Consider the following 14509-nt stretch of genomic DNA (forward strand, 5'->3'; position numbering starts at 1 on the left):
CAAATTTCGGCCAATAAAAAGCTCCAGGGAAGGCTAAGGTACTTGCGGACACCCTCACTGAAGCTTAAGATAAGCTGAATTACTCCGTTATCCCCTGTAAAAGCCTCGCATAAGGAGAGTTTGCTGGGAGCATGATCACTGTTTCGTCGTTCAAAGTCGTTTTATACGACTCAAGCGTGCGATAAAGCTCGTAGAATTCAGGATCTTTACTAAATGCTTTGTTGTAGATTTTAGCCGCTTCAGATTCTCCCTCTGCGCGAATTTCTTCCGCATCGGCATCTGCTTTAGCAATTATGGTATCGACCTCTTTATCTGTTTCCGCCTTGATTCTATCGGAATCCGCGTCACCTTGAGATAAATACTCCTGTGCTTTCGATTCACGCTCTGAAATCATTCGCTGGAAAACGGACTGTTCGTTTGCGTCAGGGAGGTCGGTGCGCTTCATGCGCACATCTGTTACCTGAATGCCGTACGCATCGCGATCGAGGAGTTCATTTACTCGCTCCCGAACGTTATCGTTGAAGCTACCCCGGTTAGATTTCTCTTCGTTTATGATTTCCTCATATTCAAGCTGACCGAGCTCAGATCGGATGACTGAGAAAATAAATTCACCCATTTTCGCTTCGGCATTTTCAATTGTTCGTGCATTAGTGATCATATCTTGTGGATCGCTGACAGACCAAACGGCGTAGTTATCCACAGTCATCCTCTTTTTATCTTTCGTTGTAATTTCCTCTGGATTGACATCGTAAAGCATTTGATACTTTGGAAGCGTCGTAACTGACTGAATGAACGGTACTTTAAATTTTAGTCCGGGTTCTGTTTCGATTTTAACGACGTCACCAAATTGACGAATGACCTTGTACTCGCCTTCCTTTACAACAAATAGTGTGCTGAAAAGCCCGCCAATCATAATGAGAAGGAGAACGATAAGTACTGCGGTTTTTACAATTTTTCTAGGACTCATCTTACGACGGTGTTCATCCATATTAAAAACGTTCTCACTCATTCTTTTCACTCTCCTTTGGCTTTGGGGTTTCAGCTGTTTTTTCTTTTGCTGGCTGAATCGGTAAGTATTTGACGGTGTCTCCACCTTCGTCGGTAATGTAAATTTTCGTATCAGGAAGAACTTCTTCTAACGTCTCTAACACAAGGCGCTGTCTTGTAATATCAGGATTGGTTTTATATTCATTATAAAGAGCATTGAAGGTAGCAACGTCACCACGGGCTTGCTCGATTCGCTGAGCCTTTTCACCCTCAGCTTTCGAAATACGAGCATCCTTTTGACCTTCTACAACATTGAGCTCCTGGTTTTTGTATTTCTTCGCACCGTAGATTGTCGTTTCTTTTTGTTCACGGGCATCGACGACGTTTGTGAACGCTTTACGTACTTCATCATTTGGCAGTTCAACGTCTTGAAGCTTCACATCAAGAATGGAAATTCCTATTTCGTAACGATCAATTAATTGGGTGAGAATATCGCGAACATTTCCTTCGATTTCCGCTTTACCTGACGTAAGGGCTTCGTCTATTTCTGAGCTACCGATCACACCTCTTAATGAAGCGGATGTAGCATTATAGAGAATTTCTTTCGGTTCATCAGAGTAGTACAAATATTGTTTAGGATTCGTAATTCGCCATTGCACAACCAGGTCGGCGAGTACGATGTTTTCATCTCCAGTTACCATTTTTGTTTCCTCTGGAAAATCCACAATTTCTCCATCTTCCTCATCATATCCAAACGTTAAGCTGAACGTCTCTCTTGGTAAAATATCCACCTGTTGGATCGGCCATGGCAGTTTAAAATGAAGACCAGCCTCGCTTATTTCTTCATCTACTTTCCCAAATGTCATAATGACAGCTTGCTCTGATTCATCCACTGTATACCAGCTTGTAACTAGAATGACCCCCAGGATAAGAAATAGAACAACCGCACCTGACAGGATGACAATTTTTCTTTGTGACATCTAACTTCCCCCCTCGATTTTCTTATAACAAGTATTACGTGCAGATAACAAAAAGGTTTCGTAATTCCCATATTTTTTCACAATAACTGTTGGGCGATAGAGGGTGGATTTATCCCCCTTCATCTCTCATAATAGGAGGAGAAGGGAAGTGGACATGGTGAGAGTTTTATTTGTATGCACAGGTAACACATGCCGCAGTCCAATGGCGGAAGTGATTCTAAAAAATAAAAGCAAAGAAGTTGAAGCGAAATCAGCAGGTATTTTTGCAGCGAACGGTGCTCCTGCGAGTCGTCAGGTTGAAATACTTCTAGAAGAGAAAAATGTTCCATTTGCCCATACGGCAAAAATGCTAGATCGACAGTTAGCAGAATGGAGCGATCTCCTTCTTACGATGACTAGTAGTCACAAAGCACTTGTACTTCGTGATTTTCCGGAGCTAGCTGATAAGGTTTATACATTAAAAGAATATGCAGCAACAGAAGATGAGAAGAAATACGATTCTTATCAAGAGAAAGCGGCTGAGATTGAAATGAAGCGAGCGGCTTTTCATCATGAGATCCAAAGCGTTACAGGAGAAGATGAACAGCAGAAGCGCAATCAATTCGAAGCGGAAATGAAAAAAGATCTTGGAGAATTGCAAGCGCTTGAACAAGGTTTGCCTTCAATGGATATATCCGATCCATTTGGCGGTACAATAGAACAGTATCGAACAACTTATACAGAAATTGAGACAGCGATTGAGCAAATGATGGAACGGATCCGTCAAGAAGACATGGAGGGGTAAGAATGAAGGTAGCCATAGGTGCAGATCATGCGGGCGTTAATATTAAGGGTGACATCATCATAGTAATTCAGGAGCTTGGTATGGAGGTCATCGATCTTGGGTGTGATTGTCACGATTCCGTAGACTACCCTGATTATGCGATTCCTGTTGCAGAAAAAGTAGCTTCAGGAGAAGCGGATCGCGGCATATTGATTTGCGGAACAGGGATTGGAATGTCGATTGCAGCAAATAAAGTCAATGGTATCCGATGTGCGCTCGTACATGATCTTTTTAGTGCGAAAGCGACTAGACTACACAACGATTCCAATGTTCTTGCGATGGGCGAACGTATCATTGGCCCTGGCCTTGCCACGGAGATTGCCAAGGTCTGGCTTGAAACCGACTATGAAGCAGGACGCCATGCTAGAAGAGTCGGCAAAATTACAGAATACGAAGTAAAAGAATAAGGGGGGCGTTACCTGTGGATGAACAAACAGCGCGTCAAATTACTCGGCATACGCTTGAAGCGCTCTCAGACCTTCAGAAAGATGCCCGTCTGACAGATCGTCACTTGCTCGTCATTGGGATGAGCTCTAGCGAAGTGATCGGTCAGCGTATTGGGACTGCTGGGACCGTTTCGGCAGCGGAGGCTATTTACGAAAGTATTGATGTGTTTCAAAAAGAAACAGGTGTTCAGCTTGCTTTTCAATGTTGTGAGCATTTAAATCGAGCGCTTGTCGTTGAGCGAGAAACGGCTTATGACAAGGGTTATGAAATTGTAGCGGCTATCCCGACTGCGAGAGCAGGCGGTTCGATGGCGACGCATGCTTATGCTCAAATGAATGATCCAGTTCTCGTTGAGTTTATTTCAGCGGACGCAGGAATCGATATTGGCGATACGTTTATTGGTATGCACATCAGGCATGTGGCAGTACCAGTTCGAGGTAGGCACACGTCGATAGGTGAAGCTCACGTGACAATGGTTCGCTCAAGACCGAAGCTCATTGGGGGAGAACGCGCCTCATATCTTGGGAAAAATGAGCATTGCTTTTAGCCTCAAAACCGAACAATAAATTAGTTCGTTTAAGTAATATACGGATCCAAACTTCTGTGGTACAATGCAATCGAGATTGCATCACAACTGTTCGTGTTGACGAATGGAAATATGTGTGGGATGGAAAGGGGATATCAATGCAAAACCTAGCAAAGCAGGATCAAGAACTTTTACAGGCAATGAAAGACGAGCTTGGTAGACAGCGCAGCAAGATTGAACTTATCGCATCAGAGAATTTTGTATCAGAAGCCGTTATGGAGGCGCAAGGATCAGTACTAACGAACAAGTACGCGGAAGGCTATCCCGGTCGTCGTTACTATGGTGGCTGTGAATATGTCGATGTCGCTGAAAATATTGCAAGAGACCGTGCGAAGCAGCTCTTTGGCGCGGAGCATGTGAATGTTCAACCTCACTCAGGGGCACAGGCGAACATGGCTGTTTATTTCACGATTCTTGAGCAGGGAGATACTGTTCTCGGAATGAACCTTTCTCATGGTGGCCATCTTACACACGGAAGCCCTGTTAATTTCAGTGGCGTGCAATATAACTTCGTCGAGTATGGTGTAGATAAAGAATCACAGCGTATTGACTATGATGACGTTCTTGAGAAAGCCAAAACCCATCGTCCGAAATTAATTGTAGCAGGTGCAAGTGCTTATCCACGCGAAATTGATTTCAAGCGTTTTCGTGAAATTGCGGATGAAGTGGATGCTTACCTTATGGTCGACATGGCTCATATCGCTGGTCTTGTGGCGACAGGTCATCATCCAAACCCTGTACCACATGCTCATTTCGTTACAACAACAACACATAAAACCCTTCGTGGACCTCGTGGAGGAATGATTCTCTGTAAAGAAGAATTCGCGAAGAAAATTGATAAGTCTATTTTCCCAGGAATTCAAGGCGGTCCGTTGATGCATGTGATTGCAGCGAAAGCCGTAGCATTTGGTGAAGCACTTTCTGAAGAGTTTAAAACTTACTCCGAAAAAGTGATTGCGAATGCGAAGAAACTCGCTTCAGCACTTGAAAAAGAGGGCATTAATCTTGTTTCTAATGGTACCGATAATCACCTTGTTCTTCTAGATCTACAGAGTCTTGATATGACAGGGAAAGTAGCTGAAAAAGCACTTGATGATATCGGGATTACAACAAACAAGAATACAATTCCTTTTGATCCACAAAGTCCTTTCGTAACGAGCGGTCTCCGTATTGGGACAGCAGCTGTTACCTCACGCGGCTTTGGTGAAGCAGAGATGGAAGAAATCGCTAGTATTATTGGTGACGTATTGAAGCATCATGAGAACGAAGACGAGCTTCAAAAAGCAGTGAAACGTGTTCAGGAACTTACGGATAAATTTCCAATGTACGAAAGTATTTCCTACTAATATAGATGTACACGCCGGGAGCCTATGAACTTCCGGCGTTTTTATAGAGAAAAAACGACGAATCCACATCAAGAAAGAGTTTTGCTAACTAAATAGGAAGAGCGTGAATATTTCATCATCTTATAAAGCCTTGAATCAAACCGTGTTTTTATGTAGAATTGCGAAGAAGATTTAGGAACGAAACCAAAACGAAAAGGGGAGTGCATACGATGGGTAAAGTATACGTGTTCGATCATCCGTTGATTCAGCATAAGCTTACATACATTCGTGATGAGAAAACAGGAACGAAGGAGTTCCGTGAACTTGTAGACGAAGTGGCAGCACTTATGGCTTATGAAATTACAAGAGAACTTCCGACTGAAGAAGTGATGGTGAAAACACCTGTAACAGAAGCGAAATCAAAAGTTCTCTCTGGTAAGAAGCTTGGACTTGTTCCAATTCTAAGAGCCGGTCTTGGCATGACAGACGGCATTCTGAAACTAATCCCAGCTGCAAAAGTTGGACACGTAGGGCTATATCGCGACCCTGAAACGCTTCAGCCTGTAGAATACTACGTGAAACTTCCTGCTGACATTGAAGAGTGCGAATTTATCGTGATCGACCCAATGCTTGCAACAGGCGGTTCAGCTGTTGAAGCCATCAACTCCCTTAAAAAGCGCGGAGCTAAAAACATCAAAATGATGTGTCTCATCGCAGCACCTGAAGGCGTGGAACTTCTGAACGAAGCTCACCCTGACGTTGATATTTACATTGCTGGTCTTGATGAGAAGTTAAACGAAAAAGGATACATTGTTCCAGGTCTTGGTGATGCAGGAGACCGCTTATACGGAACGAGATAAAGGATTCCAAAACCTCTTCCCTAAACGGAAGGGGTTTTTTGATTGGAAGTAAGAACACACGATTTAAGAGGGGGATCTGATTGATCAAGAATGGTTCAATGATTCGGTGAAATAATGTACGGATGCCGACAAATGTGAAAAAAAAGTGACAAATTCCGCTGTATTTAATAGGGAATGATTCCCTGTTTCATCTAAATAACACATCTCTGCTCGTGTAAGCGTTACTATCCTTGGTATTACTGGGTTTTTTGAGTGTTTTTCTATTTGTGAATTTGATCACACCATTTCCCCTAAACGCATTGACATCAAGTACACCCTATTGTAGACTTACAAAGGGTATAGTGATAAGGTTTTCATTTGCTCAAATTATGCTTTTCAATGACTCACCTTTACAGCAAAGGGGCGCTTGATTTGAAGGCGATGGCACTCTATACAACAATCTTATCTTATCTAGTTGGATCAATCCTAACGGGGATATTCCTAGGCAGATGGATGGATAGCCTATTCGACACCTTTCCACTTTTTCTTATCATTGGCCTCCTGCTTGGTTTGGGCGGAGGGATTTATGGATTGGTTCGTCTTCTACATAAGTTTACAGGGGAAGATTAGATGACAGAATACACTCAAAGTTTTCGCCGCTACATGCAATTCACCCTGTATTTGCTCGCCATTTTTGTAATGGGTTGGGGGATTACCTCATATAAAGCATTATTCCTCGGGTTAATTCTTGGCACCATTTTCAGTATTTACAACCTATTCAACATGTTCCGTAAAATCGATCGTCTTGGTGAAGCTACAGTAAAAGGGACAAAGGCTAGATCACTTGGTTTGTTAACAAGACAGGCTGTTGCTGGACTCAGCGTACTGGTTGCATTAAGGTATCCAGAGTATTTTAATTTGCTAGGTGTGGTAATTGGGTTAATGACCACCTACATTATCATTCTCATAGATTCAATATCCAAAATACGCTTTAAGTAGGAAGAGAGGTGAAAAGCTGTTGGAACATCATGCACCTACAACTGAATTTTTAGGAATGACGTTCAATCTATCTAATATTTTGATGATCACTATTGCTTCTGCCATTGTATTCATTCTTGCAGTAGTAACAACGCGCTCTTTAGCGATGCGCCCTACGGGATTGCAGAACTTCATTGAGTGGGTAATGGATTTTGTAAAAGGTCTTATTGGTTCAACGATGGATTGGAAGACCGGGGGACGTTTCTTGTTTCTAGGGATGACGCTACTCATGTATATTTTTGTATCGAATATGCTTGGGCTACCATTTGCCATTGCAATCGATTCGGAGCTTTGGTGGAAGTCTCCAACTGCAGATCCGACAATCACGCTAACTTTAGCAACGATGGTCGTGGTGTTAACACATTATTACGGTATTAAGATGAAAGGTGCGAAGGAGTATGGAAGAGGATTTGTTAGTCCACTGAAATTCCTATTTCCTTTCAAAATTATTGAAGAATTCTCGAACACCTTGACGCTTGGCCTTCGTCTTTATGGTAATATCTACGCTGGTGAAATTCTGCTTGGACTTCTCGCGGGTCTCGGTGGCGCAGGAATTGCTGGAGCGCTTGGAGCCTTTCTTCCTATGCTGTTATGGCAAGGGTTTAGTATCTTTGTCGGTACAATTCAGGCGTTTATCTTTACAATGCTAACGATGGTTTACATGGCGCATAAAGTGGCAGATGACCATTAAAACAAGGTATCAATGAGTTTTTATTATATAAAAATATTTATGAATTATAAGGAGGAAATTTAGCATGGGTTTATTAGCAGCTGCAATTGCAGTAGGTTTAGCGGCAGTAGGTGCCGGTATTGGTAACGGTCTTATCGTAAAGAGTACAGTTGAGGGAATTGCTCGTCAGCCAGAACTTCGTGGTACGCTTCAAACAACAATGTTTATCGGTATTGCACTAGTTGAGGCACTTCCAATTATTGCCGTCGTTATTGCATTTATCGTAATGGGTCAATAATTCAATTAGATAAAGATACGGATTTGTTTCATGATGGCGGAGAAAGTTTCGAAATGAAACCTTCGCCATTCGTTTTGTATGACCTCTGAAGGGAGTGAACACGGTGTTCAATAGTTTAATTCTAGGAGCAGGATTTGCTGCAGGCGATATTCTTTTCCAACTTGTCGCATTTATTGTTCTTCTTGCACTACTTAAGAAGTTTGCATGGGGTCCACTCATGGGCATCATGAAAGAACGTGAGCAGCACATTGCGAACGAAATTGAATCAGCTGAGAAGAACCGTAAAGAAGCTGAAGCATTCTTGAATGAGCAGCGCGATGAAATGAAGCGTGTTCGTCAGGAAGCGAAAGCTATGCTTGAGAATCAAAAACAAATGGCTGACCAACAAGGTCAAGAAATGATTGAAGCGGCTCGTCTTGAATCCGAGCGTTTGAAAGAAGCGGCTACTGCTGAAATCAAACGCGAACGTGAAAGTGCAGTTGCCTCTCTACGTGAACAGGTAGCTTCTTTATCTGTCATGATTGCTTCAAAAGTTGTTGAGAAGGAACTTGATGAGCGCGCACAAAAGCAGCTGATCGATGAGTATCTTGACCAGGCAGGCGATCAGAAATGAGTAGAGAACATGCAGTAATCGCAAAACGTTATGCCGGTGCTCTTTTTGACATCGCTCGTGAGAAGGATAACGTCGAGCAAATCAAGAATGAGCTAACTGTTGTTAAAGATGTCTTTCATCAAACGCCAGATTTAATGAATGTGTTGAAACATCCAAAATTCACAACAGCTGAGAAGAAGAACATGATCCAGACTAGTTTTGGGTCGTCTCTCTCCACTCACGTGATGAATATGCTTTTTACACTGATCGAACGTAAGCGTACAGCAATCGTTTTCGAACTTGTTGATCAATATGAAACACTCGCTTATGAACAAAAGCAAACAGCAGTAGCGAAAGTTTATTCTGTGAAGCCTCTAACGGAAGAGGAGCAGATGAAGGTCTCTGCAGTATTTGCGAAACAAGTAGGCAAAACAACGCTTCTGATCGAGAATGTGATCGATCCTACTTTAATCGGTGGTATTAAAGTACGTATTGGTAATCGCATTTTTGACGGTAGCATTAGCGGAAAACTTAAACGCATGGAACGAGAATTAGTTTCAGCGAAGAGCTAGAAGATAGGGGTGAATATGCATGAGCATCAATGCTGAAGAAATCAGTGCGCTGATCAAGCAGCAAATCGCAAATTATCAAACTGATATTAAAGTTGATGATGTTGGTACCGTTATCCAAATTGGTGATGGTATTGCTCGTGCCCGCGGTCTCGATAACGTGATGGCAGGAGAGCTTGTTGAATTTTCAAACGGTGTTATGGGTATGGCTCAGAACCTAGAGGAGAGCAACGTTGGTATCATTATCCTTGGACCATACACTGAAATTCGTGAAGGCGATGAAGTACGTCGTACTGGACGCATCATGGAAGTTCCAGTCGGTGAAGAACTTCTTGGCCGTGTTGTAAACCCTCTTGGACAACCTGTTGATGGACAGGGCCCACTAGGTACAACAAAAACTCGTCCGATCGAAAGCCCAGCACCAGGGGTTATGGATCGTAAATCAGTACATGAGCCACTTCAAACAGGAATCAAAGCAATTGACTCACTTATTCCAATCGGACGCGGACAGCGTGAGCTAATCATCGGTGACCGTCAGACTGGTAAGACTTCTATTGCAATCGATACAATCCTAAACCAAAAAGACGAAGATATGATCTGTATCTACGTTGCAATTGGTCAGAAAGAATCTACGGTACGTGGCGTTGTTGAAACGCTTCGTAAGCAGGGTGCCCTTGATTACACAATCGTTGTAACGGCAGGAGCATCTCAGCCTTCTCCGCTTCTTTTCCTTGCACCATATGCTGGTGTAACAATGGGTGAAGAATTCATGTATAACGGCAAGCACGTTCTTGTTGTATACGATGATTTAACAAAGCAGGCTTCTGCATACCGTGAACTTTCCCTACTACTTCGTCGTCCTCCAGGTCGTGAAGCATATCCAGGGGATGTATTCTATCTTCACTCACGCCTTCTTGAGCGTGCAGCGAAGCTTAGTGATGCAAAAGGAGCAGGTTCACTAACTGCCCTTCCGTTTATCGAAACTCAAGCTGGCGACGTATCAGCTTATATCCCAACTAACGTTATCTCCATCACTGATGGACAGATCTTCCTTCAATCTGATCTCTTCTTCTCGGGTGTGCGTCCAGCGGTTAACGCCGGTCTTTCCGTATCCCGTGTAGGTGGTTCCGCTCAGATTAAAGCGATGAAGAAAGTTGCCGGTACACTCCGTCTTGACCTTGCATCATACCGTGAGCTAGAAGCATTTGCTCAGTTCGGATCTGATCTTGATAAAGCAACACAAGCGAAGCTGAACCGCGGTGCTCGTACGGTTGAAGTTCTTAAGCAGGGGCTAAACAAGCCACTTGCTGTTGAGAAGCAGGTTGCGATTCTTTACGCTCTAACTCGTGGATTCCTTGACGATATCCCGGTTAACGATATTACGCGTTTTGAAACTGAAATGATGACATGGATCGAACACAATAAGAAAGATATTTTCAATACAATTCGTGAAACAAAAGCTCTTCCTGATGAAAAAGAATTCAACGGTGCAATCGAAGAATTCAAAAAGAGCTTCGCAGTATCTGAATAAGAGGGGTGCGGCGGAATCGCCGCGGCCAGCTTAAAAGGTGGTGAAATGAATGGCATCTTTACGCGATATTAAGTCGAGAATTACGTCGACGAAGAAAACAAAGCAGATTACAAAAGCAATGCAGATGGTTTCGGCTGCGAAATTGAACCGTGCTGAAATGAATGCCAAGTCATTCGTTCCATACATGGAGAAAATTCAAGAAGTTGTTGGAAGCATTGCAAATGGATCGAGCGGCGGAAGTCATCCGATGTTAGAAAGCCGTGAAGTGAAGAAAACGGGCTATGTGGTTATCACATCAGATCGTGGACTTGCTGGAGCGTACAATAGCTCGGTACTACGTCATGTGTATAGAACAATTAATGAGCGGCACAACTCTACAGATGAGTATGCAATTATCGTAGCTGGTAAAGTAGGACTTTCCTTCTTTAAAAAGCGCGGAATGCCTGTCGTAGAAAGCATTGTTGGTCTTTCAGATCAGCCTGCCTTCGCAGACATTAAGGATATTGCATCTCGAACAGTAGGTATGTTTGAAGACGGAGCTTTCGATGAGCTTTATCTTTATTACAACCACTATGTAAGTGCCATTCAGCAGGATTTAACGGAGAAGAAACTTCTTCCGTTAACGGATATTGAGACAGGCGAAGGCAAATCACTTGCAAGCTATGAGTATGAGCCATCTGAAGAAGAAATTCTTGAAGTACTCCTGCCTCAATATGCTGAAAGCTTGATCTACGGAGCGCTTCTCGATGCGAAAGCAGCCGAGCATGCATCCCGTATGACAGCGATGAGAAGTGCGACAGACAACGCGGACGATCTTATCGGCGACCTTACACTTTCTTACAACCGCGCTCGCCAGGCTTCAATCACTCAGGAACTTACTGAGATTGTAAGTGGAGCGGCAGCGTTAGAATAGCGGAAGTGGCCGTTTAGGCCCGACAAGCGCTGGAGGCTTTTGGAATGAACACGCACTTTGTGTTCAATCGAAAAGGTGAAGCGACTCGAGGGCCTGGCCACTGTAGCTGGACAGACGAAAAGCGGAACGAGCCCGTTTAAATCCGCAGGTTGTTGGAAGCCATGAGAATGAGACGGTTTATGTCTCAATCGAATGGGTGAAACAGCCGGAGGATTTGGCTCGTGTAGCTGGACAATACTACGATAAACCATAAATGCTATTTGAAAGACTTACTTTCAAAGGCAGCTTAAAGCAAGTTAGGAGGGAACAGGATGAACAAGGGATACATTACCCAGGTTATGGGTCCGGTTGTAGACGTTAAGTTTGAGAGCGGAAAGCTTCCAGAAATCTACAACGCCCTTAAAGTTAACTATATCGCTCAAACTGGTGCCGAAGAGAGCATCGAATTGACGCTTGAAGTCGCGCTTCACCTTGGCGATAACTCTGTTCGTACCGTAGCAATGGGTTCAACAGACGGTCTTGTACGTGGAGTTGATGCTCTAGATACAGGTGCACCAATCTCCGTTCCAGTTGGGGATATTACACTAGGACGTGTATTTAACGTACTAGGTGAGAAAATTGACCTTAATGAAGAACTTGGCGAAGTTCGCCGCGATCCGATTCATCGTCTAGCACCAGTATTTGATGAACTTTCAACAACTACTGATATCCTTGAAACAGGAATCAAAGTAGTAGATCTTCTTGCACCATACGTTAAAGGTGGTAAGATCGGTCTATTTGGTGGTGCCGGTGTAGGTAAAACGGTACTTATCCAGGAACTGATCAACAACATCGCCCAAGAGCACGGCGGTATCTCGGTATTCGCAGGTGTTGGTGAACGTACGCGTGAAGGTAATGACCTTTACTACGAGATGACTGATTCTGGCGTTATTAAGAAAACAGCAATGGTATTCGGTCAGATGAACGAACCACCAGGTGCACGTATGCGTGTTGCCCTGTCTGGTCTTACAATGGCAGAGTACTTCCGTGATGAGCAAGGACAAGACGTTCTTCTCTTTATCGATAACATCTACCGCTTTACACAAGCTGGTTCAGAGGTATCGGCATTGCTTGGACGTATGCCATCAGCAGTAGGTTACCAGCCTACACTTGCTACTGAGATGGGTCAACTTCAAGAGCGTATTACTTCAACTAACAAAGGTTCTGTTACTTCAATTCAGGCAATATACGTACCAGCCGATGACTATACTGACCCGGCTCCGGCAACGACGTTTGCTCACCTTGATGCAACAACTAACCTTGAGCGTAAACTTTCTGAGCAAGGTATCTACCCAGCGGTGGATCCACTTGCTTCAACTTCCCGTGCGCTTTCTCCGGAAATTGTTGGGGATGAGCACTACAATATTGCGCGTGAAGTACAGCAAACACTTCAGCGCTACAAAGAGCTTCAAGATATCATCGCAATTCTTGGTATGGATGAGCTTTCTGACGAAGATAAGCTAACTGTTTCTCGCGCTCGTCGCATTCAGTTCTTCCTTTCTCAGAACTTCCACGTAGCTGAACAGTTTACTGGACAAAAAGGCTCTTACGTACCAGTTAAAGAAACAATCAAAGGATTCAAAGAAATCCTTGATGGTAAACACGATGATATTCCAGAGGACGCATTCCGTCTTGTTGGAACAATTGAAGAAGTAGTTGAGAAAGCGAAACAAATGGCGTAAATAAAAAGTAGGGTGGAGACCCATGGGCCTTCGCTCCCACTTTTGGCTATTTGGGCGATAAGCCAGCTTTTCTAATTACGATCACACCCAGGGAGGGGTACGATGAATACATTGAAAGTCAGTGTAGTCACCCCTGACGGCCCGGTATACGAAGGGGAAGCTGAACTAGTCAGCGTAAAAGCAAAGAGCGGTGAGCTCGGTATTTTACCAGGACACATTCCGCTTGTTGCCCCTCTTACAATTAATGCGGTTCGTTTCAAGAATGGAGCGGATACACTATTACTGGCCGTTAGCGGTGGGTTTGTTGAAGTAAGACCAAAGCAGGTAACGATCCTTGCTGAGTCTGCAGAGCTACCTTCCGATATTGACGTGGAACGTGCACGTGCTGCGAAGGAACGAGCGGAACAACGCTTGGATCAAGCGAAGCAGGATAATGTTGATTTCAAACGTGCTGAGCTAGCGCTTAAGCGTGCAATCAACCGCCTGGATTTGGCAGGTAAATAAGAAAAAAGCACCGGAGGAGACGTTCCTCTGGTGCTTTTTTTCGCGGAAATATAGGTGTTAAGTTACATCATTAGGGAGCATGTCAGCTATCTTATTAATGGTTTTCCAATTTCGAATTGTTGCATACTCATTGACTCGAGTTAAGTAGGTCGCAAGCTTTGAATTTCGAATACTATCATGAAACAGAAGGAAAACGTCTCTTCCGATCAGCTCACATTCTTCTTTCTCAGAAGCATATGAAACAAGTTTTTCTTTAACATCTGCCCGGAGTGGTTCCGCTAACATAGCTACATAAAGGCTTTCTCCAACAGCCTTTTCTTGCGCTTTTGCAATTTGTTCCTCGTGAAACGGACAACTCTCGATCATGCTTTGCCACTCTGTTGCCGATCTTATTACTACAGGCACCTTCAATTCGAACTCGGTGCTGATGATTTGTTCCATTCTTCTCCTTGAACCCTCTTCCGGTTCTTCTGAATCAAAAAAGACATTTCCACTTTGTATATACGTTTTCACATGTAGAAAGCCTTCCTTTGTCAGGGAATCTCGTAACTCAGCCATCTTTAGTTTGTTTTTTCCACCAACGTTAACCCCTCTTAATAATCCAATATAGCTCGTCATTCTTGTCCCACCCTTTATTCACTTTGATATGCTTCGGATTTGAAACTAGTCATGATTTAATTACGATG

The 14509-nt window shown here is 43.5% G+C and carries 18 protein-coding genes; 15 read left to right on the plus strand and 3 right to left on the minus strand.

Translation table 11 applies throughout. The features are described 5' to 3' along the window. Positions 1–79 precede the first annotated feature (79 nt). Both hflC and hflK read right to left on the minus strand, forming a co-directional pair. A complete protein-coding gene (gene hflC / locus ACIFPW_RS14475) occupies positions 80–1009 on the minus strand; it encodes a protease modulator HflC (protein WP_430245279.1) in 930 nt (309 codons plus the stop codon). Then, positions 1002–1967, minus strand: a complete 966-nt coding sequence (hflK, locus tag ACIFPW_RS14480) for an FtsH protease activity modulator HflK (RefSeq protein WP_194218378.1) — start codon at positions 1965–1967, stop codon at positions 1002–1004. The genes hflC and hflK overlap by 8 nt, the downstream gene beginning before the upstream one ends. A 154-nt stretch (positions 1968–2121) precedes the next feature. Here hflK and ACIFPW_RS14485 point away from each other — a divergent pair, with 154 nt between their 5' ends. The 15 genes from ACIFPW_RS14485 to ACIFPW_RS14555 all read left to right on the plus strand — a co-directional run bounded on the left by ACIFPW_RS14485 (position 2122) and on the right by ACIFPW_RS14555 (position 13823). Further along, positions 2122–2751 carry a low molecular weight protein arginine phosphatase gene (locus tag ACIFPW_RS14485; RefSeq protein ID WP_430245341.1) on the plus strand — a complete coding sequence of 210 codons (630 nt, stop codon included), beginning with the start codon at positions 2122–2124 and terminating at the stop codon, positions 2749–2751. Positions 2752–2753: 2 nt separating this feature from the next. Next, complete coding sequence (rpiB, locus tag ACIFPW_RS14490; protein WP_430245281.1) at positions 2754–3197, plus strand: ribose 5-phosphate isomerase B; 444 nt, start codon at positions 2754–2756, stop codon at positions 3195–3197. A gap of 14 nt (positions 3198–3211) precedes the next feature. Beyond that, complete coding sequence (locus ACIFPW_RS14495; protein WP_430245283.1) at positions 3212–3784, plus strand: TIGR01440 family protein; 573 nt, start codon at positions 3212–3214, stop codon at positions 3782–3784. A gap of 137 nt (positions 3785–3921) precedes the next feature. Then, positions 3922–5169 (plus strand): serine hydroxymethyltransferase, encoded by a 1248-nt coding sequence (gene glyA / locus ACIFPW_RS14500; RefSeq protein WP_430245285.1) that lies wholly within the window; start codon positions 3922–3924, stop codon positions 5167–5169. A gap of 209 nt (positions 5170–5378) precedes the next feature. Next, complete coding sequence (gene upp / locus ACIFPW_RS14505; protein WP_430245287.1) at positions 5379–6008, plus strand: uracil phosphoribosyltransferase; 630 nt, start codon at positions 5379–5381, stop codon at positions 6006–6008. A 378-nt stretch (positions 6009–6386) separates the two neighbouring features. Beyond that, complete coding sequence (locus ACIFPW_RS14510; protein ID WP_303532825.1) at positions 6387–6617, plus strand: AtpZ/AtpI family protein; 231 nt, start codon at positions 6387–6389, stop codon at positions 6615–6617. Beyond that, a complete protein-coding gene (locus ACIFPW_RS14515) occupies positions 6618–6986 on the plus strand; it encodes an ATP synthase subunit I (RefSeq protein ID WP_430245289.1) in 369 nt (122 codons plus the stop codon). Between the two features lie 19 nt (positions 6987–7005). After that, entirely contained in the window at positions 7006–7716 is a 711-nt protein-coding gene (gene atpB, locus ACIFPW_RS14520) for a F0F1 ATP synthase subunit A (protein WP_430245291.1), read from the plus strand. Between the two features lie 64 nt (positions 7717–7780). Beyond that, positions 7781–7993 carry a F0F1 ATP synthase subunit C gene (atpE, locus tag ACIFPW_RS14525; RefSeq protein WP_048311363.1) on the plus strand — a complete coding sequence of 71 codons (213 nt, stop codon included), beginning with the start codon at positions 7781–7783 and terminating at the stop codon, positions 7991–7993. Between the two features lie 103 nt (positions 7994–8096). Continuing rightward, positions 8097–8606, plus strand: coding sequence for a F0F1 ATP synthase subunit B (atpF, locus tag ACIFPW_RS14530; protein WP_430245293.1), 510 nt, complete (start codon positions 8097–8099; stop codon positions 8604–8606). After that, a complete protein-coding gene (locus ACIFPW_RS14535) occupies positions 8603–9157 on the plus strand; it encodes a F0F1 ATP synthase subunit delta (RefSeq protein ID WP_430245295.1) in 555 nt (184 codons plus the stop codon). The genes atpF and ACIFPW_RS14535 overlap by 4 nt, the downstream gene beginning before the upstream one ends. 19 nt (positions 9158–9176) lie before the next feature. Beyond that, entirely contained in the window at positions 9177–10685 is a 1509-nt protein-coding gene (gene atpA, locus ACIFPW_RS14540) for a F0F1 ATP synthase subunit alpha (RefSeq protein WP_430245297.1), read from the plus strand. Between the two features lie 49 nt (positions 10686–10734). Then, on the plus strand, positions 10735–11598 hold the full coding sequence (locus tag ACIFPW_RS14545) for a F0F1 ATP synthase subunit gamma (protein WP_430245299.1): 864 nt from the start codon (positions 10735–10737) through the stop codon (positions 11596–11598). Positions 11599–11909: 311 nt separating this feature from the next. After that, positions 11910–13319 (plus strand): F0F1 ATP synthase subunit beta, encoded by a 1410-nt coding sequence (gene atpD / locus ACIFPW_RS14550; RefSeq protein ID WP_430245301.1) that lies wholly within the window; start codon positions 11910–11912, stop codon positions 13317–13319. Positions 13320–13421: 102 nt separating this feature from the next. Beyond that, positions 13422–13823 carry a F0F1 ATP synthase subunit epsilon gene (locus tag ACIFPW_RS14555; RefSeq protein ID WP_430245303.1) on the plus strand — a complete coding sequence of 134 codons (402 nt, stop codon included), beginning with the start codon at positions 13422–13424 and terminating at the stop codon, positions 13821–13823. Positions 13824–13880: 57 nt separating this feature from the next. Here ACIFPW_RS14555 and ACIFPW_RS14560 read toward each other — a convergent pair whose 3' ends face one another. Beyond that, complete coding sequence (locus ACIFPW_RS14560) at positions 13881–14441, minus strand: DUF1697 domain-containing protein (protein ID WP_430245305.1); 561 nt, start codon at positions 14439–14441, stop codon at positions 13881–13883. Positions 14442–14509: the final 68 nt, after the last annotated feature.

The sequence above is a fragment of the Pseudalkalibacillus sp. NRS-1564 genome (genome assembly GCF_050467905.1).
In the GTDB taxonomy this organism is placed as follows: domain Bacteria; phylum Bacillota; class Bacilli; order Bacillales; family Guptibacillaceae; genus Guptibacillus; species Guptibacillus hwajinpoensis_B.